This window comes from Cupriavidus sp. HY129 (genome assembly GCF_059492215.1).
The window spans coordinates 1,415,086-1,439,094 of record NZ_CP083254.1 but is presented as its reverse complement, the minus strand read 5'-3'; the positions used below and the strand labels follow the sequence as shown (position 1 = coordinate 1,439,094).

The 24,009-nt window shown below is 65.3% G+C and carries 22 protein-coding genes; 8 read left to right on the top strand and 14 right to left on the bottom strand.

Annotated elements, in window-relative coordinates:
- Position 1: 1 nt before the first annotated feature.
- Positions 2–970: an isoaspartyl peptidase/L-asparaginase family protein gene (locus tag K6G35_RS06640; RefSeq protein WP_035882000.1), complete on the bottom strand. Its 969-nt coding sequence runs from the start codon at positions 968–970 to the stop codon at positions 2–4.
- A gap of 25 nt (positions 971–995) precedes the next feature.
- Positions 996–1,898, bottom strand: coding sequence for a MurR/RpiR family transcriptional regulator (locus K6G35_RS06635; protein ID WP_035881998.1), 903 nt, complete (start codon positions 1,896–1,898; stop codon positions 996–998).
- A 289-nt stretch (positions 1,899–2,187) separates the two neighbouring features.
- Here K6G35_RS06635 and K6G35_RS06630 point away from each other — a divergent pair, with 289 nt between their 5' ends.
- On the top strand, positions 2,188–4,110 hold the full coding sequence (locus K6G35_RS06630) for an ATP-binding cassette domain-containing protein (protein ID WP_286880819.1): 1,923 nt from the start codon (positions 2,188–2,190) through the stop codon (positions 4,108–4,110).
- A gap of 97 nt (positions 4,111–4,207) precedes the next feature.
- On the opposite strand, the gene K6G35_RS06625 is transcribed toward K6G35_RS06630, so the two are convergent.
- On the bottom strand, positions 4,208–4,693 hold the full coding sequence (locus tag K6G35_RS06625) for a disulfide bond formation protein B (RefSeq protein WP_008649101.1): 486 nt from the start codon (positions 4,691–4,693) through the stop codon (positions 4,208–4,210).
- Positions 4,694–4,999: 306 nt separating this feature from the next.
- On the opposite strand from K6G35_RS06625, the gene K6G35_RS06620 reads away from it, so the two are divergent.
- Complete coding sequence (locus tag K6G35_RS06620; protein WP_495676226.1) at positions 5,000–7,096, top strand: hypothetical protein; 2,097 nt, start codon at positions 5,000–5,002, stop codon at positions 7,094–7,096.
- Between the two features lie 73 nt (positions 7,097–7,169).
- On the opposite strand, the gene radA is transcribed toward K6G35_RS06620, so the two are convergent.
- Positions 7,170–8,537, bottom strand: a complete 1,368-nt coding sequence (gene radA / locus K6G35_RS06615; RefSeq protein WP_008649103.1) for a DNA repair protein RadA — start codon at positions 8,535–8,537, stop codon at positions 7,170–7,172.
- Positions 8,538–9,644, bottom strand: a complete 1,107-nt coding sequence (gene alr / locus K6G35_RS06610; RefSeq protein WP_008649104.1) for an alanine racemase — start codon at positions 9,642–9,644, stop codon at positions 8,538–8,540. It lies immediately after the preceding gene.
- A 459-nt stretch (positions 9,645–10,103) separates the two neighbouring features.
- Here alr and lplT point away from each other — a divergent pair, with 459 nt between their 5' ends.
- A complete protein-coding gene (gene lplT / locus K6G35_RS06605; RefSeq protein WP_024570878.1) occupies positions 10,104–11,423 on the top strand; it encodes a lysophospholipid transporter LplT in 1,320 nt (439 codons plus the stop codon).
- 50 nt (positions 11,424–11,473) lie between these two features.
- Here lplT and K6G35_RS06600 read toward each other — a convergent pair whose 3' ends face one another.
- From K6G35_RS06600 to tsaB, 4 genes are read right to left on the bottom strand one after another with little or no spacing between them, the layout of a single operon-like run.
- Positions 11,474–12,583 (bottom strand): DUF1853 family protein, encoded by a 1,110-nt coding sequence (locus tag K6G35_RS06600; protein ID WP_495676225.1) that lies wholly within the window; start codon positions 12,581–12,583, stop codon positions 11,474–11,476.
- A complete protein-coding gene (locus tag K6G35_RS06595) occupies positions 12,564–13,526 on the bottom strand; it encodes a uracil-DNA glycosylase (protein WP_186425321.1) in 963 nt (320 codons plus the stop codon). Before K6G35_RS06595 ends, K6G35_RS06600 begins: the two co-directional genes overlap by 20 nt.
- Positions 13,523–14,089 (bottom strand): ribosomal protein S18-alanine N-acetyltransferase, encoded by a 567-nt coding sequence (rimI, locus tag K6G35_RS06590; protein ID WP_186425320.1) that lies wholly within the window; start codon positions 14,087–14,089, stop codon positions 13,523–13,525. Before rimI ends, K6G35_RS06595 begins: the two co-directional genes overlap by 4 nt.
- Positions 14,086–14,847 carry a tRNA (adenosine(37)-N6)-threonylcarbamoyltransferase complex dimerization subunit type 1 TsaB gene (gene tsaB / locus K6G35_RS06585; RefSeq protein ID WP_035882150.1) on the bottom strand — a complete coding sequence of 254 codons (762 nt, stop codon included), beginning with the start codon at positions 14,845–14,847 and terminating at the stop codon, positions 14,086–14,088. Before tsaB ends, rimI begins: the two co-directional genes overlap by 4 nt.
- Positions 14,848–15,041: 194 nt before the next feature.
- On the opposite strand from tsaB, the gene K6G35_RS06580 reads away from it, so the two are divergent.
- Positions 15,042–15,311 (top strand): acyl-CoA-binding protein, encoded by a 270-nt coding sequence (locus K6G35_RS06580; RefSeq protein WP_008649110.1) that lies wholly within the window; start codon positions 15,042–15,044, stop codon positions 15,309–15,311.
- Here the strand turns inward: K6G35_RS06580 and K6G35_RS06575 are convergent, their stop codons facing one another.
- Positions 15,312–16,727, bottom strand: a complete 1,416-nt coding sequence (locus K6G35_RS06575; RefSeq protein WP_234706966.1) for a DHA2 family efflux MFS transporter permease subunit — start codon at positions 16,725–16,727, stop codon at positions 15,312–15,314. It lies immediately after the preceding gene.
- A 107-nt stretch (positions 16,728–16,834) separates the two neighbouring features.
- Positions 16,835–17,305: an SRPBCC family protein gene (locus K6G35_RS06570; RefSeq protein WP_035881990.1), complete on the bottom strand. Its 471-nt coding sequence runs from the start codon at positions 17,303–17,305 to the stop codon at positions 16,835–16,837.
- A gap of 244 nt (positions 17,306–17,549) precedes the next feature.
- Between K6G35_RS06570 and K6G35_RS06565 the strand changes: the two genes are divergently transcribed.
- Positions 17,550–17,960 (top strand): VOC family protein, encoded by a 411-nt coding sequence (locus K6G35_RS06565; RefSeq protein ID WP_008649113.1) that lies wholly within the window; start codon positions 17,550–17,552, stop codon positions 17,958–17,960.
- A gap of 112 nt (positions 17,961–18,072) precedes the next feature.
- Here K6G35_RS06565 and aceB read toward each other — a convergent pair whose 3' ends face one another.
- Together aceB and K6G35_RS06555 are read right to left on the bottom strand one after the other, a co-directional pair.
- A complete protein-coding gene (gene aceB / locus K6G35_RS06560; RefSeq protein ID WP_008649114.1) occupies positions 18,073–19,656 on the bottom strand; it encodes a malate synthase A in 1,584 nt (527 codons plus the stop codon).
- A 49-nt stretch (positions 19,657–19,705) separates the two neighbouring features.
- Entirely contained in the window at positions 19,706–20,419 is a 714-nt protein-coding gene (locus tag K6G35_RS06555) for a haloacid dehalogenase type II (RefSeq protein WP_008649115.1), read from the bottom strand.
- Between the two features lie 165 nt (positions 20,420–20,584).
- Between K6G35_RS06555 and K6G35_RS06550 the strand changes: the two genes are divergently transcribed.
- Complete coding sequence (locus tag K6G35_RS06550; RefSeq protein ID WP_035881989.1) at positions 20,585–21,544, top strand: LysR family transcriptional regulator; 960 nt, start codon at positions 20,585–20,587, stop codon at positions 21,542–21,544.
- Positions 21,545–21,701: 157 nt separating this feature from the next.
- Positions 21,702–22,136, top strand: coding sequence for a universal stress protein (locus K6G35_RS06545; protein ID WP_008649117.1), 435 nt, complete (start codon positions 21,702–21,704; stop codon positions 22,134–22,136).
- A 235-nt stretch (positions 22,137–22,371) separates the two neighbouring features.
- Here the strand turns inward: K6G35_RS06545 and K6G35_RS06540 are convergent, their stop codons facing one another.
- Positions 22,372–22,593, bottom strand: a complete 222-nt coding sequence (locus K6G35_RS06540; protein ID WP_495676224.1) for a hypothetical protein — start codon at positions 22,591–22,593, stop codon at positions 22,372–22,374.
- 5 nt (positions 22,594–22,598) lie between these two features.
- On the opposite strand from K6G35_RS06540, the gene K6G35_RS06535 reads away from it, so the two are divergent.
- Positions 22,599–23,957, top strand: coding sequence for a DUF3131 domain-containing protein (locus K6G35_RS06535; protein WP_051705337.1), 1,359 nt, complete (start codon positions 22,599–22,601; stop codon positions 23,955–23,957).
- Positions 23,958–24,009: the final 52 nt, after the last annotated feature.

The following is a 24,009-nucleotide window of genomic DNA, read 5'->3' as shown; positions in this document are numbered from 1 at the left end:
ATCAGCCGTAGATCCAGACAGTGGCCGGCTCGCCAACGCGCGCCACGCCTCGGTACATGCCTTCCGTGTTGAACGGCAGCGTGACGTTGCCCGCACGGTCCACCGCGATCAGGCCACCACGGCCGCCAATCGCAGGAAGCTTTTCCATCACCACGCGGCGCGCCGATTCCTCGAGCGACAACCCCGCGTAGCGCATCTGCGCCGAGACGTCGAACGCGGCCACGGTGCGGATGAACATCTCGCCCGTGCCCGTGGCCGAGACTGCCGCGACGTCGTCCGCGTAGCAGCCGGCCCCAACGATCGGGGTATCGCCCACGCGGCCCACCTGCTTGTTGGTGACGCCGCCGGTCGACGTGGCCGCGGCGAGGTTGCCGGCGGCATCGCAGGCCACCGCGCCAACCGTGCCGAACTTGTTGTCGGGATCGATCGGATCGGCAGCCCCCGCCCGGGCGGCCAGTGCAGCCGCGTCGTGGTCGAGCAGCGCCATGCCTGTGCTGGCCTGCGCACGCACCCATTGATCGTGGCGGGCCTGCGTGAAGTAGTACTCGGGCCCGACCAGTTCCAGCCCCTGCGCTTCGGCGAACGCCTCGGCGCCTTCGGCAGCGAACAGCACGTGCTCGCTGCGTTCCAGCACGGCGCGCGCGGCCAGCACCGGGTTGCGCAGGCGCTTGACGCAGGCCACGGCGCCGGCGCCCAGCGTCTGGCCATCCATGATTGCCGCGTCGAGTTCGAACGTGCCGGCATGGGTCAGCACGGCACCCCGGCCGGCGTTGAACAGCGGACAGTCTTCGAGCAGGCGCACCGCTTCGGTGACCGCGTCGAGCGCGGTGCCGCCGTCGGCCAGCACGCACTGGCCAGCGAGCAGTACCTGCTCGAGCGCGGCGGTGTACTCGCGTTCGCGCTCGGCATTCATCGCGGCACGGGTGATCGTGCCCGCGCCACCGTGGATGGCGATAACAGCTTGAGACATGGGGTCCTTCTACTTCGGTCGGGGATCAGTCGGAAGATTTCGCGGCAATCCGGCCACCACGCGCGTCGGGCGCGCCGTGTAGCCAGGGCAGCAGGAATTCGGTCATTTCGGCAGCCGCTTTGACCGACCGCGCGGACCGGTGCGCCACGGCGCCGCACAGCGCCTCGATCAGCGCCAGAACCGTCGCATCGGAATTGGCGGAGAACCGGTATCCAGTATTGGCGTAGAGCGTGTAGTCAGCCAGCGGTGCCAGCGGTGATGCCGGGCCATCGGTCAGCGCCATCAATCGGCCGCCGTGCTCCTTGACGCGCTGGGCCAGCATGACCGTGTCAGTCACGTAGCGCGGAAACGCGATGGCGATGACCAGATCCTGCGGTTGCAGCTTGAACAGTTGCCGTCCCGCATGGGATGCGCCACCGGCGTTGGACACCGACGTGACCATGCGGCAATGCATCTCCAGACCGTGCTGCAGCAGCCCGGCCAGGAATCCGCTGGCGCCAAAGCCCATCACGTAGACACGCTCCGCCTCCAGGATCGCCGACACCGCACGCTCGCAGGCTTCGGGGTCCAGCGCGCGGCGCGTGGCTTCCAGATTACGGATACCCTCCTCGAGCGAAGCCGCGAACACCTCCGCCGCCGTGGTGGGGCGCGCCAGTTCGTCGCGCAATCGCTCCACCGGTGCCAGCGTGGCCTCGAAGCCGCGTACGAGTTCGGTGCGGAACTGCGGATAGCCTTCGAATCCCAGCGCGCGCGCAAAACGGTTGGCCGTGGCCACCGATACGTCCACGGCCGTGGCGAACTCGTCGATCCGCATCGTGGCGGCGCGGAACGGGTTCTCCAGCACGTACTGCGCCATGCGCTGGTGCGCGGGCGTCAACGTTGGCAAGGCGCGTGCAATACGCTCGGAAATTGGCTGGCCGTCTGGCATCTCGGGACTACAGGATCTATTCAAAACCGCGCGAATCAGCGCGAAACAATGATTGGCGCACCAGGACCGGCATCGCGCTTTGATGAAAAAGCACTTTCCCGGTGCAGCCATCTATGTAAATAAATTTACACGCAATTGCCATACCAGGAGAGTGAAAAGTGGCCGATTAGGGGTAATCCCTCAGAACAAGCGGCCGAACATGGCCAGCAGCGACAGCCTTTGGATGACGGCGCGATACAATGCCCGCCTGCCGAAAAACCGTTTCCAGCTTTAGCCTCCCGTCTCCTCCGTGATCCGAATCGACCAGCTTGTCCTCCAGCGCGGCACCAAGGTGCTGTTCGACCACACCAGCGTGACGCTCAACCCGGGCGAGCGCGTCGGCCTTGTCGGCGCCAACGGCAGTGGCAAGTCCACGCTGTTTTCCATGCTGCGCGGCGAACTGCACGCCGATGGCGGCGACGTCTTCCTGCCCGCCCAGTGGCGCATTGCTCATGTGGCGCAGGAGACGCCCGCGGTGGCCCGCTCCGCCGTGGACTATGTGGTCGATGGCGATACCCGCCTGCGCGAGATCGAGGCCCGGATTGCCGCCGCCCAGGCCAGCGGCGATGGCTCGGCCGAAGGCGAAGCCCATGCAGCCTATGCCGACGCCGACGGCTACACCGCCGCCGCGCGCGCCGAGGCGCTGTTGCTGGGCCTGGGCTTCACGCTGCCGCAGGTGTCGCAGCCCGTGGCATCGTTCTCGGGCGGCTGGCGGATGCGCCTGAACCTGGCGCAGGCGCTGATGTGCCCGTCGGACCTGCTGCTGCTTGACGAACCGACCAACCACCTGGACCTCGACGCCATCGTCTGGCTCGAAGACTGGCTTGCGCGCTACCCAGGCACGCTGGTGATGATCTCGCACGATCGCGAATTCCTCGACGCGATCTGCAACGTCACGGTGCATATCGAGAACCAGCAACTGAAGCGTTACGGCGGCAACTACACGCAGTTCGAAACGATGCGGCTGCAGCAGATGGCGCAGCAGCAGTCGGCCTACGCGCGCCAGCAGAAGGAAATCGCGCACCTGGAGTCGTTCATCAACCGCTTCAAGGCCAAGGCCACCAAGGCACGCCAGGCGCAAAGCCGGGTGAAGGCACTGGAGAAGATGGAGCGGCTGGCGCCGGTGCACGTGGCAGCCGGCTTCGCTTTCGAGTTCCGGGAGCCCGATTCGGCGCCGAACCCGATGATGGTGCTGGAAGGTGTCGACTGCGGCTATGCCGAGGCCGACCCACCTGTCACGATCCTGCACAACCTTGCGCTGTCGATCCAGAACGGCCAGCGCATCGGCCTGCTGGGCGCGAACGGCCAGGGCAAGTCGACGCTGGTGAAGACGCTGGCCGGCACGCAGGCGCCGCTGAACGGCACCGTCCGGCTGGGCAAGGGACTCGTGATCGGCTACTTCGCCCAGCACCAGCTGGAAACGCTGCGCGACCACGATTCGCCGCTCCAGCATCTGGCGCGGCTGGCGCCGGACGTGCGCGAGCAAGAGCTGCGCGACTTCCTGGGCAGCTTCAATTTCCGCGGTGACATGGCGACGTCGCCGATCGAACCGTTCTCGGGTGGCGAGAAGGCCCGGCTGGCGCTGTCCCTGATCGTCTGGCAAAAGCCGAATTTGCTGCTGCTGGACGAACCGACCAACCACCTGGACCTCGACACCCGCGAAGCGCTGACGATGGCGCTGGCCCAGTTCGAAGGCACGCTGATCCTGGTCTCGCACGACCGACATCTGCTGCGCGCCACCTCGGATCAGTTCATGCTCGTGGCCGAGGGCACGATCCGCCCGTTCGATGGCGACCTGGACGACTACCGCGACTGGCTGCTGCAACAGGCGGCCGCCAAGCGCAACGCGGCCACGGCCGCGCACGCCGCCGAAGCCGCGCCCGTGGTCAACCGGAAGGACCAGCGCCGCGCAGAAGCCGACGAGCGCCAGCGCCTGTCGGTACTGCGCAAGCCACTGACGAAGGAACTGGAAAAAGTAGAAAAGCGGATGTCGGTGCTACAGGCCGACAAGACCACGATCGACGCGTTCATGTCTGACGCGTCGAGCTACGACGACGCCAACAAGACGAAGCTGAAGGACATGCTCAAGCGCCAGGGCGAAGTCACCGGCGAACTCGAGCAACTGGAGGAACGCTGGCTCGAACTGCAGGAGCAGATCGAGCAGATCGCCTGAGGCAACTCAATCGACCTGAAGCTTGCGCCCCTCTCACGCACGCGGGAAAGGGGCTCAAGAAGGACAAGAAGGCCAAGAGAGCCAAGAATCACGCCGCTCAGCGGAAATGCTTCTCGCGACGAATCAGCCCGACGGCAAGCGTCAGCGTCAGAATCAGCAGCCAGATCAGCGACCAGGCCGGAATTGAAAGGCCCAGGATGGGCGGCGTGGGTGCCGTGCACAGGCCATCCGAATAGAACACCTGCGGCAGCAGCTTGGCCGTGGGCAGCGAGTTAACCCAGTTCTCCAGCGGGTCGATGCCGCAGGACGCTTTCGGGTTCATCAGCAACGCCACCTGGTAGCCCGCCACGGCAATGCCGCCCACGCCAGAAAGCATCCCCAGGCCCTGCCAGAGCGTGCGCGTGTTCTGCGCGATGACCGCCAGCAACGAAAAGATACCGATACCAATGAACGCGAAGCGCTGCATGATGCAGAGCGGGCACGGTTGCAGGTTCTCCGCGTACTGCATATACAGCGCGGCACCGACCATCGCAAAGGAGACGATGGCGATCAGCAGGAAATAGGTTCGGGAATTGGCTTGCATGGGCATTGGGTGCGAAATTTATTCGACGCGATTATTACCCATTTTCATCGATATCTTCATTGCGCCCCGGCAACCGGCCTCGCCGGCAGCTGTGGCGGATTGCCGCATCGACCCGATTCGGCATTGACCAAGTGCCCGCGCATGGTCCGCCGTCAAGCGTGGCCGGCCTTTGTGTCGCACTCGCCACACCCCACCAAAGTGGGGAACAGCATCATCGCCACGTGAATATCCTCTCGGATCGGCGAACGCAAGAAATCCAATAAGACAGCCGGACTCGCCATCCGGCACTCAGGGAAATCAAATCAAATGGGGATTCAAGAGACGTTGCACGGGCGTGGCTCGCGCATCTGGACACCCGTGCTCGGCATCATGACGGTTGCGGTGATAGCGGCATGTGGTGGTGGCGGCGATAGCGGCAGCACTGGTGGCAGCAATGGCGGCGGCAGCCAGCCCGCGGCAACGGTGCAAGGTACTGCGGCATCCGGTGCGTTCATGGGCGGCGCGCAGGTCACCATGTTCGATGCCGATGGCAAGACCGTCGGCACCCGCGTCGCCGACGCAAACGGACGGTACAGCTTCGACGTATCCGGCTTCCGCGCGCCGTTTGCCCTGTTGGCAACCGGCACGGCCGGTGGCGAGACCGTGACCTATGTGTCCGTGCTGCCGACCAAACCCGCGAGCGGCTCCACGGTCACGGCCAACGTGACGCCGCTGACTACCGCGCTTGCGGCATTGCTGGCTGGCGGCAATCCGTCCGACCTGACCAGCGCCAGCGCGCTCAACAGCAAGGTCAGCAGCGCCGGCGTGCAGCAAGCCACGGCCGCCCTGCGTGCCGTGCTGGCCAATGTCGCAACCAGCGCCGGGCTGAACGCCAGCAGCTTCGACCCGATTTCCACCCCGCTCACCACCGAGGGCCAGGGCGCCGACGCGGTCATCGACCTCATCCACGTGACCCTGACCACCAACGGCGTCAAGCTGGCATCCCGGGGGGCACAACTTACGGGCGGTTCCATTCCGGAAGCCGTGCTCGACGCCGGCGCATTGACCAACCCGCCCGCCGCACTGCCTACGCCGACAGCCTCCACCAATGCCCGTACGTTCGAAGCAATCCGCGCGAACCTGCAAGCCTGCTTCGCCGCGGCGCCGGCCGCTCGTGCCAGCGCCACCGCGCTGCTCACGGCGTGCGCGCCGGCATTCGCCAGCGACTATCTCAACAACAGCTATTCGGCAGCCGTCGATTTCTCCGCCCTGTTCTCGTCGACTGACATGAATGGCGCCGTCTTCCAGGCTCCGATCGTGTTGTTCAACGGCAAGGCCGATAGCGGCGAGGCCACGGCATTCGTGCGTTTCCCGTTCGTGCGTGCCGACGGCAGTACGTCGCAGTTCACCCGCCGCGTGACCAACCGCGCCGGCACGTGGACGATGACCGGCAACCAGCGCCAGTACGAAGCTGCCGTCACGCGCCGCATCAGCAAGGTGATCGAGCGCAATCCGGCTGCGGGCATCGCTTCGCGCTATGAAACCAGTCTGCGCGTATTGCTGAATCCGCAGACCGGCCTCGGATACAAGGCGCAGCTCGTGCGCGTCACGGGCCCCGGCCTGCCCAGCGCGGGTGTCGTACTGGCCCGTTCGCGCGTATGCGGCTCAAGCGCCAACCTCGTGATCCAGAACCTGAACGGCTCGCTGAGGTACGCCGCCGACGACCCCACGGCGGCCAACGAGGTCATCAACAGTTCAGGGCAGTCCAGCAGTACCGTGGTACTGGCCGCGACGCCGCTGAAAGCTGGGGATGCGCTGACCTGGTCGTCGCTGAGTTCGGGCGCCAACACCTATGCGTCGGCGCCGCTGTCCGACAGCGACATCGCCGCGATCCCGACCTTCGCCAGCTACACGTTCGACGTCTGGTATCTGAACAACGATCTGTCCTACAAGACCACACTGCCGGCCTCGCCGGACGATTCGTTCACCGTGACGTCGTCGGGTGGCGTGCTGATGCCGTCTGTCATCGCGCGCCAGACCTGGAACGAGATCGCGGAAGGCAGTCTCGATTTCGTGACGACGTCCGGCGGCAAGACCGGCGTCCAGACCACGGTCGATGTGAACTGGACACAGAACGCCGAGCCCGTGGACCGCGCCCTCGCCTTCGGCCGCCAGTTCGCCGCCGCGGTTGCGCCGGCGCCCGCAGCGGGCGATCGCACGTTCATCCAGACCAACGTGCCGTCGTACCTGCAGCGCTCAGTCACGGTCAGCACCGCCAAACAAGGCTCCAGCGCGTTCGGTAGCTGCAACGGCGCCACGTTCCCGGCCTTCGCTTTGGCCGGAGACCAGCGCACCATCGAGATCCGCTCGACCACGGGTGACGATACCCAGAAGTTCGTGCGGGTGGTGGGCACCTACCGCTGATCCGGCAGCTCGGGCGCCAGAGACGGCGCCCATGAAAAAGCCCCGCTTCGGCGGGGCTTTTTTTCCTTCCACGTCAGTCCAGATGCCTGACCCGGTCGATGGCCTGTTCCAGCCGGTCCACCGCGATGACCTCCAGTCCGTCGATCCGCTGCTTGGGCGCGTTGGCTTTCGGAATCACCGCCATCGTGAAGCCAAGCTTGGCGGCTTCCTTGAGCCGCTCCTGTCCGCGCGGGCTCGGGCGGATTTCTCCCGCCAGGCCCACCTCGCCGAACACCACCAGGCCGCGAGGCAGCGGCTTATTGCGCATCGACGAATGAATCGACAGCAGCACGGCCAGGTCGGCGGCCGGCTCGGTGATCTTGACCCCACCCACCGCGTTCAGGAAGACGTCCTGGTCGAAACACGCGATACCCGCGTGACGATGCAGCACGGCCAGCAACATGGCCAGCCGGTTCTGCTCGAGGCCCACGGCCAGCCGGCGCGGATTCGGCACGTTGGCGGTGTCGACCAGCGCCTGCACTTCGACCAGCAATGGCCGCGTGCCCTCCTGAGTCACCAGCACGCAGGAACCGGCCACCTGCTCCTCATGCTGGGAGAGGAACAGCGCCGACGGATTGCTGATGCCGCGCAGGCCGCGCTCGGTCATTGCGAATACACCGAGTTCGTTGACCGCGCCGAAGCGGTTCTTGAACGCCCGGATCAAGCGGTGCGAGGAATGGGTGTCCCCCTCGAAGTACAGCACCGTATCCACGATGTGTTCGAGCACGCGCGGGCCGGCCAGGCTGCCTTCCTTGGTCACGTGGCCGACCAGGATGATCGTGATGCCGGTACTCTTGGCGATCCGCGTCAGTTGCGCCGCGCATTCGCGTACCTGAGCCACGGAGCCCGGCGCGGACGTCAGCGCCTCCGAGTAAACCGTCTGGATCGAGTCGATCACGGCCACCTCGGGCTTGTCGGCCTCGAGCGTCGCCTGGATCTTCTCCAACTGAATCTCGGGCAGCAGGCCAAGCGTGGCGGCCTCCACACCCAGGCGATGGGCGCGCAGCGCGATCTGGGCGGCGGATTCCTCGCCGCTCACATAGAGCACGCGCCGGCTGGCCGACAGGTTGGCCAGCGTCTGCAGCAGCAGGGTCGATTTACCGATGCCGGGGTCCCCGCCGATCAGCACCACCCCACCCGCCACCAGGCCGCCGCCAAGCACGCGGTCGAATTCGTCGATGCCGGTCGAGAAGCGTGGCACATCGGCCGCCTCGATCTCCGACAGCTTGCGCACTACGGCGGACGTCGCCAGCGGCTGGAAGCGGCGTGCCGCGGACGAACCCGAATCCGCCACCGTTTCCACCAGCGTGTTCCAGGCGTTGCACTGTGGGCACTGGCCCGCCCAGCGCGGCGTGGTGCCGCCGCACTCAGTGCATGTGTATACCGTCTTGGTCTTGGCCATTTATACGGCGTCGGCGGTAGTCAACGTGGCAACGGAAGTCGGCACGCGCGGCGCCAGCGCGCACATCAGTTCATAGCCAACCGTGCCGCTGGCGGCGGCCACGTCGTCGATCGGCAGACCATGGCCCCAGAGCGTGACCGGCGTGCCTACCTTTGCCTTCGGGCAGGGGGTCAGGTCGACGCAGATCATGTCCATGGACACCCGCCCCACCAATTGCGTGCGCACGCCGTCGACCAGCACCGGCGCGCGGCGCTCGCCCCAGCCCATCGCATGGCGCGGGTAGCCGTCGGCGTAGCCGCACGCCACCACCCCGACCCGCATCGCGCGGTCCGCAGTAAACATGGAGCCATAGCCGACCGTATCGCCTGGTTGCAGATCCTGTATGCCGATCAGCTCGCTATGGAGAGACATCGCCGGTTGCAGGCCGGTCTCGGCGATATCGGACGACACCCCGGTGGGCGATCCGCCGTAGAGGATGACGCCGGGGCGCACCCAGTTGCGATGCGCCTGCGGATGCCAGAGCACGGCGGCCGAGTTGGCCATGCTGACCTCCCCCGGCAGGTTGGCCGTGGCGGCTTCGAAGGCTTCCACCTGATGCGCAATGCCGCGCTTGCTGTCGGCATCGGAAAAGTGCGTCATGTGGACAATGCTGCCGATGCAGGACATGGTCCGGGCCCGTTCCCAGGCGGCGCGGTACTGCGCCGGACGGAAGCCGAGGCGGTTCATGCCGGTATTCAGCTTGAGCTGGATCGCCAGCGGCCCCTTGGGGCGGGCCAGCTCAAGCATCCGCAACTGCTCCTCGCAGTGCACGGCGGTGGTCAGGCGGTATTGCTCGAGCAGCGGCACATCCTGCGCCTGGAAGATGCCTTCGAGCAGCAGGATCGGGCCCTGCCACCCAAGGTCGCGCAACAGCACGGCTTCCGAGAGATCGAGCAGGCCAAACCCGTCGGCGGCCTTGAGACCGGCAAAGACTCGGCGGATGCCGTGGCCGTAGGCGTTGGCCTTGACGACAGCCCAGATGCGGGATGCCGGCGCTTGGCGACGCACCACCTCAAGATTGTTGGCCAGCGCGGGCTGGTGGATGACGGCTTGAATGGGTCTTGGCATGGAATAGACAACTTGGGCCGGCTGCCGGATGGGTCTTGCACCAATTCAGGGAAGACCCGGTCAGCAACCTGCGGGATTCGTGCGTTGATGGGGACACCGGACGGTGGTGGATGGTCGGCAGAAACGCCGGCCTGCGGCTCTCGCATCGCGCAGTCGATATTTGAACACAACCGGACGAAAATTCCGGGAATCCAAGCGGCGACATGCTGTCCAATGCGCGTTTCCCTGTGTGCTGAAATGTCGCGGTTTCGTGATATAAAGCCGGACGCTCCGGCAATGTTTTAAAAGAGAAGCAATATGTCAATGACGGTCAGGCAGGCGGCAAAGCACGCGAATGTTGCGCAACCGCCCCACTTTGACAAAGCTGGAGCGACAGGTTCCCTGCAAGCCGCGGCGCTGCCGGCTGGCGGGCATTTGTCCGCCCAGGCGGGCTTCCGCGATGGAGACAAAGTCGAAGGTATGAAGAAGGGTTTCTACACGATCATGGCCGCGCAGTTTTTTTCGTCGCTGGCCGACAATGCGCTGCTCATTGCTGCCATTGCCCTTCTCACCGAATTGCATTCCCCGCAGTGGATGACCCCGCTGCTCAAGCTGTTCTTCGTGCTGTCCTATGTGGTGCTGGCTGCCTTTGTGGGCGCCTTCGCGGACTCGATGCCCAAGGGCAAGGTCATGGCGATCACCAACACGATCAAGATAGTCGGCTGCGCCATCATGATGTTCGGGCTGCACCCGCTGCTGGCCTACGGGATCGTCGGGTTCGGGGCTGCGGCCTATTCGCCGGCCAAGTACGGCATCCTGACCGAACTGCTGCCCCCCGAGAAACTGGTCATGGCGAACGGGTGGATCGAAGGCCTCACCGTGGGCTCGATCATCCTGGGCACCGTGGTGGGCGGCGCGCTGATCTCGGTTCACGTCTCCACCATCCTGCTGCACTTCGACATGCCGTACATCGACACCGGCATCAATACGCCGGCCGAAGCGGCGATGGTGGTGATCATGTTCTTCTACGTGATCGCGTCGATCTTCAACCTGTTCATTCCGGACACCGGCGCCCGCTATCCCCAGCAGGAAAAGAACCCGGTCAAGCTGATCGCAGAGTTCGGCGACTGCTTTATCGCGCTCTGGCGCGACAAGCTCGGCCAGATCTCGCTGGCGGTCACCACCCTGTTCTGGGGCGTGGGCGCCACGCTGCAGTTCATCGTGCTCAAGTGGGCGGAAAAGTCACTCGGCCTGAACCTGTCGCAAGGCGCGCTACTGCAAGCCGTGGTGGCCGTGGGCGTGGCCGTGGGCGCGATCATGGCGGCAGCAAGGATTCCGCTGCGCAAGTCGCTGTCCGTGCTGCCGTTCGGCGTGGCCATGGGCGTAACGGTGATGATCATGGCGTTCTACACCAAGGACACCATTCCGGATGTGACGCTGGACCTGTTCGGCCTGCACATGCCGCTGTACATGGCCATCGCCTACGTCTTCCTGATGATCGTCGGCGCGATGTCCGGCTATTTCGTGGTGCCGATGAACGCACTGCTCCAGCACCGCGGCCACGTGCTGCTTTCGGCGGGTCACTCGATCGCGGTGCAGAACTTCAATGAGAATGTGTCGGTGCTGCTGATGCTGTGCCTGTACGCGCTGCTGATCAAATTGAATGTACCGATCGGGTTCGTGATCGTGGCGCTGGGCCTGTTCATCTGCGCGACCATGCTGCTGGTCATGCGCCTGCACAAGCACAATGTGAAGATCTACAACTCGCTGGCGATGATCGGCGAGGACAAGCACCACTGACCCAGGCGGGGCCCGCAGCCCTGCTGGCGGGGACCACCGCCCCGCCCCGGTCAATCCCTGCGCGCCCGTTCGATGGCGCGCGCTTCCCAGCCGCGCGGCACGACGAAGCCGCGCGAACGCTCCACCCAGATGCCGGGCTGATCGGTCCCGGCGGGCTCCATTTCACAAACCATGACAGGCGCATCGCGCCGCCAGCCGTGGTCCGGATGCGCGTCGCCAAATCGTTCCGCCAGCACCGCATGAAGCACTTCCGCTGATTCGGTTTCGGCCTCCGGCACACGCGCGCCAGACAACCAGTCGGCACGCTGCAGCCGGCACCAGCGCGCCGCGCCACTCCCCTGACCTGCCCGCTCCGACGCACGGTCCATCCAGACATCCAGCGTGGACCACCAGCCACGCTGGTGGTCGGGGGCGATACCCAGCACATCCAGCCCCGGCGGCGTCACCCCGTCCCGATAGAATAGCCAGCCCAGCAGGTAGACCTCACTCCGGTCGATCGCATGGCCGAGCGCGGCCTTCGCCTCTGCGGTGCGGCCCAGCGGCAATTGCCGGCGCACGATATGGTCAAGCTTGTCGCCCAGCCGATCCACGAGATTCGGGCCGACAAATGCACGAAGGTCGAGCCGTCGGTCCTCGATGCCATCGACCATCAAATAGAACTTGGCCGCCATTTCCCAATGCACGGTTTCCATGACGACGGGATCGCGCCAGACGACATCGAGTTCGCCGAGCGTCTGCACGCCATGCCCATTGGCACGGCGGATGGGCACGTTGGCGGCCAGCAGTTCGATGCCCGGCGCATGGTCCAAGGCGAAGTGCAGCAACCGCTCGGCATGGCGGCCCAGCCGGAGGCTGCGGCCGTCGTTGGCATCGGCGTGGTGACTCAGTTCTGTGATGGTCTCGGGGAGCGTGGACGGATCGGCCTGGGCCAGCCAATCCTGCCATGCGGCGCGCACATCGGCTGGCCATTGCGCTACGCGCACAACATCGGCCCCATCTGGCAACCGGGAAAGCAGCGGCGGCGACAAGGAACTCCACGCCAGGTCGCGGGTACGTTGCGAGGGCGCGCGCCGCCAGAGCGGCGTCTGCCCGTCGGCGCCGGTCATTGCCGGCCCGCCCGGGGGGATGCCCTGCGCGAGATCAGGCTTGAGCTCCCGCACGATCGTGTACCTCGCGGGCCAGGCAAAGATCTTCCCAGGCGCGTGCCTTGTCGGTCAGCGTGCGCAGCAGATAGGCCGGGTGATAAGTCACCACCACCGGGATGCCTTCGTAGCTATGCACCGCGCCGCGCAGCTTGCCGATCGGCGTGGTGGAGCGCAGCAGCGACTGCGCCGCGAAGCGGCCCAGAACCACGATCACCTTCGGCTTGATCAGCGCGATCTGGCGCTTCAGATACGGTTCGCATTGCGCCACTTCGCCCGGCTCGGGATTGCGGTTGCCGGGCGGACGGCATTTGAGCACGTTGGCGATATAAACGTTGCGGCCACGCGCCAAACCGAGGGCCCCCAGCATGTTGTCGAGCAGCTTGCCAGCCTGGCCGACGAACGGCTCGCCTTGCAGGTCCTCGTTCTCGCCAGGCGCCTCGCCGACGAGCATCCATTCGGCCTGCTGATCACCGACACCAAACACGGTGTTCGTGCGCGTCGAGCACAAGCCACAGGCCGTGCATCCGGCCACGCTGTCGGCCAGCACCGGCCAGTCCATCGCGGCGATCGACGCTTCCCGCCCATCCTGCGCCGGCGCCAGTGCGATCGGCACCGGCACTTCCACGACATAGGCTGGGCCAGGGGCATCGAAGGCTTCGATCGTTTCCGCGACCTCCGCCTCGTTGACCGCGTGCGCGATATCCGGTGCCGCGGCAGTTTCGCCCATGTCAGCGACTTCAGCGACTGCGGCAACGTCGACGACATCCGCCCGGCCCGGCGCAACGTCCGAAGGCACCGCAACCTGCGAGGGCTTCGCCGACGGGCGCTCGGCAACGGCGACCGTTTCAGCTATTTCGGCGACTTCGGCCTGGGCAAGTTCAGCGGCTTCGGGCGCCCTGCGGGGCACCCATTCGGCCGGAATGCCAAGCACCTCGAGGAACATGGTCCGACGGTTCATACCGTACCCTCCTCGGTCGACAAAACCGCCGGCGGGTCCGCCGACCAGTCGCGACGCAGTACCAGCGCGTCCTCGCGCCCGAGCGCCGTGGCCGGGTAATAGCCCTTGCGGCGGCCGATTTCCACGAACCCGGCCTCCATGTACAGCGCCAGCGCGCCGGTATTCGACGGGCGAACCTCTAGCAGCATGGTATGAAGCTGGTGAGCGTGCGTGGTAGCCAGCGCGATGCCCAGCAGCAACCGGCCATAGCCATGCCGCTGGAACACCGGATCGATGGTGATATTGAGCAGATGCATCTCGTCGACCACCGGCATCAGCATGACGTAGCCAATCAGCGCCGTCGACGGATCGCGCAAGGTCAGCCCGAGATGACCGGCCTTAAGCGAATTCTCAAAGTTACCGCGTGTCCAGGGATGGCTGAAGGCCCGCTGTTCGATTTCAGCTACCGCCTCCACGTCCAGCGCGCTCATCCGATCCAGCGCCCAGCCCGCGGGCAGCGCCGGCATAGTCGGGGTCTCCGGCCAGATGGGCTGATCGGGAACCGGCGCGATAGCGACACTCACGCTGCATCTCCAACTTTTGCCGCGGCGGCCTTGGCGGCGGCAACCGCCTCGCGCTCGGCGATGGTCTGGGCGACCTTGTCGCGTATGTAGAACGGCATGGCATCCGCGGCGTCGATGGTCTCGCCGCGCGCCAGCGCGCGCAGGCCGATCGTTACCATGGCGCGTGCGTCAGGCATGGCCTCCGGCACCACGCGCCCTGCCTGGGCCGCGACGGCCAGCCGCTCGCCGAACACCTGCGCCGCGTTGCCCGCGATCCAGAAATCGCCGTCGGGCCGCGCCACGGCCTCTGGCGCGACAACCTGCATGTCGCCGTCCATGCGCCATTCGTTGGCAGCATCTTCCCAGCGGAACGCGGCAGCATAGGCTTCGTCCATGCGCGCATCCAGCGCGACCAGCACCGCCGTACCGGCGGGCAACAACGGCGTGCCCGCACGCGCACTTTCCGCGCAGGCCATCAGCACATTGACCGGAATGACCGGCAGCCCGGCGCCAAACGCCAGGCCTTGCGTGACACCGCAGGCCGTGCGCAGGCCCGTGAACGAACCGGGGCCGGCGCCAAAGGCAATGGCAGCGCAATCGGCCAGGCGGATACCGGCCTCGGCCAGCACTTCGCCTACGGCCGGAAGCACGCGCGACGACGATCGCGCGCCGGTATGCTCATGACGGGAGAAACACTCGATGGCGCCGTCTGCTCCGGCGCGTCCGAGTGCGACGGAACACCACTCAGTGGAGGTTTCGACAGCAAGAATCCAGGACATGGCGCGATTGTATCCGTTGCCGGGCCAAAGCTGTAAGGCGCCGACGCACGGCGGCGGCCTTGCGAACAGCATCGCTTCGGCCATGCGCCAACCGGCGCAACCGAGCGGTTCCTCGGTTTTTTTGCGCTGAAACAGCCGACGTCGCCGCTTATCATCGCAGACTGTACTGATCCACCGCCTTACCGGAGATATTCATGAGCGACCTGCAGACCCGTTTCGACCAGGCCCAGATCGACGTCAAGACGCTGAGCGAGCGTCCCAACAACATGACGCTGCTGCGTCTGTACGCGTTGTACAAGCAAGGCGCCGAAGGCGACGCCCACGGCGACAAGCCAGGCATGACCGACTTCGTGGGCCGCTACAAGTTCGAGGCCTGGGAAGCCCTCAAGGGCACCGGCCGCGAGGAAGCGATGCAGAAGTACATCGAACTCGTGACCGACCTGCTCGAAGGCAAGGCCAGCTGATCAATCAGCCGGCACTGGCCGCGGGCGGATGCGCCAGGCGGCCAGGATCGCTGTGGCAATCACCACGCCCACGGCCAGGAAAGTCTCGTCGAAAGCCTGGATGCGCGCGGCTTGCGCCGCCACGTCACCGCCCTTGCCGAGCACGGCGCCGTGTTCGGCAAGGCGCCATTGCAGCCCCACACCAGCCAGACTCACACCGATCGCCCCGCCCAGTTGCCGCACGAAATTGATGCAGCTCGAGCCCTGCGCAATCATCGAGAAATCCACCCCGCGCATCGAGCCCATCGTCAGCGAGGGCAGGACGCAGCCCAGTCCGATCCGGCCGATCACTGCATATAACACCAGCAGCAGGTATGGCGTAGCCGTCGACCCGGTGGCCATGAGCAGAAACGACCCCGCCAGCAACGCCAGCCCGAACGACACCTGCCGGTGCGGCGGGACCCGGCTGGTCAGACGCCCGGCCACGGCAATCGTCACCGCCAGCGCAACGCCAGCCGGCATCAGCACGATGCCCGCGGCCGACGGCGTATAGGACAGCGCCATCTGCATGTAGACCGGCAGCAGGTACGTGGAGCCGAACAGCCCCGCCCCGTAAATGAACGCCACGATGGCGCCGGCCGAGAACTGCCGGTAGCTGTATAGCCGCATGTTCATCAGCGGATACGGCGCGCGCAGTTGCCAGAACACGAATCCGGCAAGCATCACCACGCCCAGGGCGACCAGTCCAATCCCCGAATGCACGTCGCCGCGCATCTCCACCAGCCCGTTGAGCAGGCTGACAGTGGCCACGCCGACCAGCATCAGGCCGCGCCAGTCCAGCGGCTTGCGCTCACCCATCATCGCGGAGTCCACCGCCATGAAGCGACGCGCCATCGCCAGGGCGATCAGCGTCAGCGGCACCACCACGAAGAAAATCGAGCGCCAGCCGAATGTCTCGACGAGAAAGCCGCCCACGCTGGGCCCGACGGCTGGCGCCAGCACCACACCGAAGCCGAACAGCGACAGGGCCTTGCCCTGCTCGCGTTCGTCGAACACGCGCAGGATGAAGATATTGGGCAGCGGCTGCATGATGCCCGCCGCGACGCCTTCGGCCACACGCATCGCAAGCATCACACCGAAGGTTGGCGCGACGCCACCTATCAGGCCACCCACACCAAGCAGCGCGAGCGCGCCGATGAAGGTCCTGCGCAGGCCATATCGGTTCAGCAGCCAAGGCGTGAGCAGCATCGACAGCGTCATGGCGATCATGAAGCTGGCCGCCACCCATTGGGCGCGCTCCTGGCCGAGCAGAAAATGCCGGCTCAGGTCCGGAATGGCGACGTTGACGATGGTCGACGACACGATGGAGGACACCGTGCCAAGCATCAGCGTCAACAGGATCAGCCAGCGCAGGCGATCGCCATAGCGCGCCCGCAACTGCGCGCGCGTGGGCCCACCGCGGCGCGACCCTCCGCCACCACCGCCGTGGTTGCCGCCTCCGGATTCCCCGCTGCCAGTACCTGCCGGCGCGGTGGATTCGCGCTTCACCCGAGCTGCCCCGTGGCGGCAATCTCGCGGATCTTGCGCACGGTGTCGAGGTCGGCCTCGTGGTAGGCGGATTTGACAATCTCGGCGTAGCGGTCATCGCCGCTTGCGTCGACGCTCGGCATCGTGGTCTCGTAAATGAAACGTGCCAGCAACGCGCCCGGCCCCGGGGTCTCGATGATCATGGTCAGCGTGCCGCCCGCATGCTCGGCTGTGGCTGCCGATTCGTACCGCACGGCGCGGCGCGGCTCGAATACGACCCGGTCGCGTATGTTGGCCTGACCGAAATGCAGCACGCGCTCGATCCAGCCATCCCCCCGTTCCACGATCTCGGCCCGGTCCAGCCCGAGCACGAACAACTCTGGCGACTCCGCGCGCAACACCAGTCCCTGCCAGAGTTGGTCCGCAGTCAGCGGCTCCAGCGTGGGGTTGGCCGGGTCATTGATCTCCACCAGGTGCTCGAAACGCAACTTGACTCTCCTAATCGTGAATGTCCGTATTATGAGGCCTCTCGCGTGCCAACGTCGGTGGCTTTTGACCCGGATCGGGTCGATCGCGCGTGGGCATTCGCGCATCACTCCTGACAGCTTTTGTCAGGAGACTGGGCGCACAATGCTCGCCCGGTACCGGCATGGAGTCAGGAGCCGTCAGGAGCGGCCACCGACATGACCCCGGCACCGGAAACATCGCCCAGAAGGCGCTCAGGAGGCAGGCATGGAGTTGTTGATCAACATCGACGTCGATGACCTCGAACGCGGCATCGGCTTCTATGAGACAGGACTGGGGATGCGGCTCGCCCGCACCCTCTTCGACGGCACGGTGGCGGAAATGCACGGCGCCTGCGCGCCGGTCTTTCTGCTGGCCAAACCGCCCGGCACATTCGCCACCACGCGGAGCGACAGCCGGCGCGACTACGCCCGCCACTGGACGCCGGTGCATCTGGATTTCGTGGTCGAATCGCTGGAACCGGCGATCGAGCGCGCGCTCGGCGCGGGAGCGGAACTGGAAGACTGGCCGCGCGATTTCGACTGGGGCCGGCAGGCCATGCTGTCCGACCCATTCGGACACGGACTGTGCTTCATCGAGTGGAAAGGCGATGGCTATGGCGCCAACGCGGAGCGCTGAGCGGGCGCGGGCCATGGCCACGCCCCCACCGCGACGCTCTCATCCAGTCATGGCGGCAAAAAAAATCCCACGGCTCATCACCGTGGGATTTTTTTCAGGCTGACGCCCGGACTCAGACTTCTTCGTACAGCGGCAGCGTCAGGAATTCGGCAAAGTCTTCCGAAGTCGACATCTGCTCGAAGATCTGCGCGGCACGGTCGTACGTGGCGCCTGCGCCCACCACTTCGCGGACCTTGGCCAGCTCTTCCGGAATCAGCGCGCGCACCATCTCGGCGGTCACCTTGCGGCCGTCTTCCAGCTTGCCCTTCGGCGAGCGGATCCACTGCCACACCTGCGAGCGCGAGATCTCCGCGGTGGCGGCGTCTTCCATCAGGTTGTGGATCGGCACGCAGCCATTGCCAGCCAGCCAGGCGCCCAGGTAGTGGATGCCGACGTTGATGTTCATGCGCAGGCCGGCTTCGGTGATCGGCGCTTCCGGCTGGAAGTTCAGCAGGTCAGCACCCTTCACGTCGACGTCCGGACGTTGCTTGTCGAACTGGTTCGGGCGGTCGCCCAGCACGTCCACGAATTCCTTCATTGCCGGCTCGACCAGACCCGGGTGGGCCACCCAGCCGCCGTCGTAGCCGTCGGTGGCGTCACGGCGCTTGTCGCCGATGATGCCCTGCATGGCGATGGCGTTCTTCTCCGGATCGTTCTTGATCGGGATCAGCGCGCTCATACCGCCGATCGCAGGCGCGCCGCGCTTGTGGCAGGTCTTCAGCAGCAGCAGCGCGTAGGCGCGCATGAACGGCGAGGTCATCGTCACCTTGGCGCGGTCGGCCAGGCAGAAGTTCTTGTCGACCTTGAACTTCTTGATGCACGAGAAGATGTAGTCCCAACGGCCAGCGTTCAGGCCGGCGCTGTGCTCGCGCAGTTCGTACAGGATTTCTTCCATCTCGAACGCGGCCAGGATCGTCTCGATCAGCACCGTGGCCTTGACCGTGCCTTGCGGCAGACCGATTTCGTTCTGCGCCATCACGAAGATGTCGTTCCACAGACGCGCTTCCAGATGGCTTTCCATCTTCGGCAGATAGAAGAACGGGCCGGCGCCGCGGGCAATCTGCTCCTTGGCGTTGTGGAACAGGAACAGCGCGAAGTCGAAGATGCCGCCCGAGACGCGCTTGCCGTCGATCGTGACGTGCTTCTCGTCCAGGTGCCAGCCGCGCGGACGCACCTGCAGCGTGGCGATCTTGTCGTTGAGCTTGTAGTGCTTGCCGTTGCTGTCCAGCGTCAGCGTGCGGCGCACGGCGGCCTTCAGGTTCACCTGACCCTGCATCTGGTTGTGCCAGTTCGGGGTGTTGGAGTCCTCGAAGTCAGTCATGTAGCTGTCAGCGCCCGAATTGAAGGCGTTGATCACCATCTTGGCTTCGACCGGGCCGGTGATTTCCACGCGGCGGCATTCCAGCGCCTTCGGCACCGGCGCAACCTTCCAGTCACCTTCGCGGATGCTCTTGGTTTCCGGCAGGAAGTCGGGCAGTTCGCCGGCGTCGAGGCGCTTGGTGCGCGCCACGCGGGCGGCCAGCAGTTCCTGACGGCGCGCCTCGAAGGCGCGGTGCAGCTTGTCGACCAGGGCCAGGGCTTCCGGCGTCAGGATGTCTTCATAAGCCGGCAGAATCTCGCCGGTAATCTTCATGCCCGCGGGCAGCGTGATAGCCATCAGTCATCTCCTGTAGGTGCGATGGTGTGTTAAGGGTTGGCCTGGCTCGTCAGAGCGCAACGCCAGTGGCGGCAACCAGTGGCGAAACGAAAGCAAGCAGGTCGTTCATGTCGTGCCCGGTACCGGTGGGCGCCACGTCGAGGCGCTCCGCCGGATGACCGGCACGATTGATCCAGAAAGTGGTGTAGCCAAACCAGGTGGCGCCACAGGCATCCCAGCAGTTGGACGAGACAAAAAGGATCTCGCCAGCAGGCAGGTTGAACGCTTGCGGCCCCAGCGCGTACGCGGCCGGCGAAGTCTTGTACTGGCGCACCGGATCGACAGACAGCACGTGGTCGAACAGCCCGTGCATCCCCGCGCTCTTCACGGCGATGTCGAGCATCTCCGGATTGCCGTTGGACAGGATGCCGAGCGGCAAATTCGCCCGGCGTAGCCGCTTGAGCGCGCCAAGGTTCTCCGGAAACGCCGACAGGCACGCGTATTCCTTCAGCAGTTGCGCTTCCGCCGCTTCGTCGAGCGGCAGTCCGAGCCGTTCGGCCGCGTAGCGCAGCGCATCGATCGTGATGTCCCAAAACGGCTTGTAGCGCGAACCGTCCGGCGCGGCGAGCGAACGCAGCCGCGAGTAGTCGATCTGCCGCTCGCGCCACAGCAGGGCCAGCGTCTCGCCCTTGCCCGGGAACAGTTGCTCCGCGCGCGCCGTGACCGAATACACGTCGAACAGCGTGCCGTAAGCATCGAAAACCACCGCGCGAATCTTGCTCATCTAACGACCGGATCGACTGAATGGACCTGTACACGATTGAATGCATCGAATTGTAGTGAGACGTTGCAGTGCGGCAAAGCCAAGGCTGGTCACTTGATCTTTTACTTTTGCACCACTAATCTTGCCCAACTTGACCTCGACTTATGTATCAACCGGCGAACATCCGTGGCTCAATTCAAGCAGTTGGAGACATTTGTATCGGTCGCATCACGTGGCAGCCTGTCTGCCGCCGCGGCTGCGGAGGGCGTTGCGCCCGCGATCATCGGGCGCCGCATCGATGCGCTCGAAGAACGGCTCGGCGTGAAGTTGCTGGTACGCACCACGCGCAAGATCACCCTGACGTTTGAAGGCTCGGCGTTCCTGGAGGATTGCCAGCGCATCCTCAATGACCTTCACAATGCCGAGGCCAGCGTCTCCGCCGGCGGCGTCAAGGCCAGCGGCCACCTGCGCATCACCGCGCCTGCCGGCTTCGGCCGCAAGCACGTGGCACCGCTGGTCCCCTTGTTCATCGAATCCCATCCTGACGTCACACTCACACTTGATCTCTCCGACCGCGTTGTCGATCTGGTCAACGAAGGCTTCGACTGCGCGATCCGGCTTGGCGACCTGCCCGATTCGAGCCTGGTCTCCATCCGGCTGGCGGAAAACCGCCGCGTCGTTGTCGCCTCCCCCGAATACCTGGCGCGCGCCGGCACGCCGGCACAGCCCGAGGAACTCGCACGTCACAATTGCCTGGCCTTCGGCGCCAGCGCCAACGTTCAGCGCGGCTGGGTCTTCCAGCAGGACGGCCGGGCCACCACCGTCAAGGTAGGCGGCAACATGGAATGTACCGACGGCGCCGTGCTCCACGAGTGGTGCCTCGGCGGCTACGGACTCGCCTGGCGCTCCTGGTGGGAAGTCGGCCAGGAAATCGCCAGCGGCCGACTCGTGACCGTGCTCGACGAATTCCAGGCGCCGCCGATCGGCATCCACGCCGTCTTTCCGCAACGCAAGCACCTGCCGCTGCGCGTCCGCCTGTTTATCGACCACCTCAAGAACACCTACGGCAACCCCGCCTATTGGCGCCGCGCCGAAATGGCGCAACCCAGCACCAACGCCGGCGTCGATATCACCGCACCTGCCTAGCTCGGTGGCAACCGCCTGCGCCGCTGTCACCACGTGTCTAGTGCTTTCCCTCACGCATTGATATTTCGCAATGGCGCACAGCGCACTCTGACTACAATCAAGTCAGACAGGCGCTGCACGGCCTGGTCCCCCATCGACTCACAAAAGGAGGTCCGGTATGTTCAAGCACATTCTGCTGCCCACCGACGGCTCGGAGCTGTCCAAGAAAGCCATCGACGGCGGTCTTGAACTGGCCAAGGCTATCGGCGCCCGCGTGACCGCCTACGTCTGTCTCGAGGAATATCCGTACACACCCTTCAGCGAGATCGTGGTCGAGGCTCCGCAAGCGTTCAAGGAACGCATCGAGAACCAGGCCAGGCTCTACCTGAAAGAAATCGAGAACGCCGCCGTGGCGGACGGCTTGCCGTTCGATGCCGACATGACCACCTTCGCGGTGCCCTATCTCGGCATCATTGACGCGGCGGAACGCCATGGCTGCGATGTCATCTTCATGGCATCCCACGGCCGGCGCGGCCTGTCGGGCCTGCTGCTCGGCAGCGAAACGCAGAAGGTGCTGACCCACACTGACATCCCGGTGATTGTCTATCGATGACACGACCCCCGATGTTGCAGTTCGCCGCAATAACACGCCAAAAAATCAGCATAGTACGATTCTAATTGTGCGCGATCCCGCCAAGAATGCGTCATTCGACTCATTCTTGGCTAGATCATGGCACACCATGTCCCGGAACTCTCCTTTAGCTGGGGACTCTCCTTTGCGCGCCGGACGTTCTGTATCTGCATCAGCACGCTGCTGATAGCCTGCGGCGGCGGCGATACGGACCCCGTCACGACGGCCACCCCCGCTGCCCCATCCGGCACAGGGGATGCTCCCAATCCCGCTCCCGAGCCCGAGCCCGAGCCCGAGCCCGAGCCAGTGCCAGTGCCAGTGCCAGTGCCAGTGCCAGTGCCAGTGCCAGTGCCAGTGCCAGTGCCAGTGCCAGTGCCAGTGCCAGTGCCAGTGCCAGTGCCAGTGCCAGAGCCAGAGCCAGAGCCAGAGCCAGAGCCAAAGCCGGTGCCGCCCGCTCGCGAACCTGACCCGGAGCCCCCGGGCGAGTATGCGCCCCCCTACGCGGCGCTCAAGGTCCAGGCGCGCGAGTACGCGCGGGCGCTATGGAAGGCGTCCGAGACGCTGGACCCGAAGGGCCGTGCTCTGCCTTCCAACCGTGCATGCCTGAACACCCGTGGCGTGGCATCGGCCTATCCGTGGATCTTCACCGGCAACATCGGCCAGCACATCCAGAACCTCACGGCGGCACGGGATCTCGGCTTCATTCCGCCCGACGAGGCCGAGCATCGCGTTGCCCGCCTGCTGACCACCATCGCCACACTCCAGCAGAAAGCCGGGCGAAAAGGCGCCATCGGCGGCTTGCTGCTCGGCACGACGGACAGCAACACCGCCGAGCCGAACGGCGATGTCGGGTCGATCGAGAACGCGTGGCTGGCCGTCAGCCTTGCCCTGGCCAAACAGGCGTACCCCGCGCTCGCCGGGCAAGCACAGGCCATACTCGGCCAGATGCGGTTTGACACGATGGTGAACCCCGCCAACCAGCGATACTTCATTTCGTACAACCCCAAGACCCAGGCGCACCAGGGCGGCACGTACGGGCTGCTGGGCGAAACGCGGCTGCTGGCCTACGCCGGCATCGCGCTCGGGCAGGTGCCGCGCAGCCAGTACTTCCACATCGGCCGGGTGCCGCCCGGGGCCGCCGGAAAGATCGACGAATCGAAATACCGCACCTACGAAGGCGTGCGCGTCTATGAAGACACGTGGCAGTACGGCGGACTACGCTTCATGCCAACCAACGGCGGTTCCGTATTCGAGACCTTTACGGTGCCGGTCCTGATATCCGAGGCCAAATGGGGCGTCAACAACTGGGGCCGTTCGCACCCCAACTTGGCCAAGGCACACATCCAGTACGGCAAGGACAATTTCGATGGCTACTGGGGCTTCTCGCCCGCCACCATCCCATCCACCAACGGGTACACGGAGTTCGGCGCGCCGCCGTTGTCGGTGGGCGGCTACCGCCCAGACGGGAACCGTGAATCCACACGCGCCGGGCCTGTTGTGTCGATCTATTCCGTGCTGCTGCTGATCGAAGAGCAACCGGAGGCCACCATGGCCAACATGGAACGGCTGCTCAAGAACTTCCCGACGCTGAATCATCCGGTCTACGGCATGATGGACAGCGTCGCCGTGCAAGACGGCACGGTCGCCAAATGTATCCTGCATGCCAATACCGCATGGGCGCTCGGCGCCGTGACCAACTTCCTGACCGATGGCAAGCTGCGCGGCTATGTGGATAAGGAGTGGGGCCACGCGCTCCAGCCGCTGCTTGAACTCGAAGAGTTCTACTTCCCGGCGAACACGTAAGCCGGCCAGCCCGCACCAAAGACAACGCCGCGCCGTCCCCTACCGGACGACG

Coding starts and splice junctions, on each gene's coding strand:
- K6G35_RS06625 (WP_008649101.1), bottom strand. CDS start 4,693: ATGCAAGCCAATTCCCGAACCTATTTCCTGCTGATCGCCATCGTCTCC.
- alr (WP_008649104.1), bottom strand. CDS start 9,644: ATGCCAAGACCCATTCAAGCCGTCATCCACCAGCCCGCGCTGGCCAAC.
- K6G35_RS06640 (WP_035882000.1), bottom strand. CDS start 970: ATGTCTCAAGCTGTTATCGCCATCCACGGTGGCGCGGGCACGATCACC.
- K6G35_RS06595 (WP_186425321.1), bottom strand. CDS start 13,526: ATGAACCGTCGGACCATGTTCCTCGAGGTGCTTGGCATTCCGGCCGAA.
- aceB (WP_008649114.1), bottom strand. CDS start 19,656: ATGGCTATCACGCTGCCCGCGGGCATGAAGATTACCGGCGAGATTCTG.
- radA (WP_008649103.1), bottom strand. CDS start 8,537: ATGGCCAAGACCAAGACGGTATACACATGCACTGAGTGCGGCGGCACC.
- K6G35_RS06555 (WP_008649115.1), bottom strand. CDS start 20,419: ATGAGCAAGATTCGCGCGGTGGTTTTCGATGCTTACGGCACGCTGTTC.
- lplT (WP_024570878.1), top strand. CDS start 10,104: ATGAAGAAGGGTTTCTACACGATCATGGCCGCGCAGTTTTTTTCGTCG.
- K6G35_RS06565 (WP_008649113.1), top strand. CDS start 17,550: ATGGAGTTGTTGATCAACATCGACGTCGATGACCTCGAACGCGGCATC.
- tsaB (WP_035882150.1), bottom strand. CDS start 14,847: ATGTCCTGGATTCTTGCTGTCGAAACCTCCACTGAGTGGTGTTCCGTC.
- K6G35_RS06580 (WP_008649110.1), top strand. CDS start 15,042: ATGAGCGACCTGCAGACCCGTTTCGACCAGGCCCAGATCGACGTCAAG.
- K6G35_RS06635 (WP_035881998.1), bottom strand. CDS start 1,898: ATGCCAGACGGCCAGCCAATTTCCGAGCGTATTGCACGCGCCTTGCCA.
- K6G35_RS06620 (WP_495676226.1), top strand. CDS start 5,000: ATGGGGATTCAAGAGACGTTGCACGGGCGTGGCTCGCGCATCTGGACA.
- K6G35_RS06545 (WP_008649117.1), top strand. CDS start 21,702: ATGTTCAAGCACATTCTGCTGCCCACCGACGGCTCGGAGCTGTCCAAG.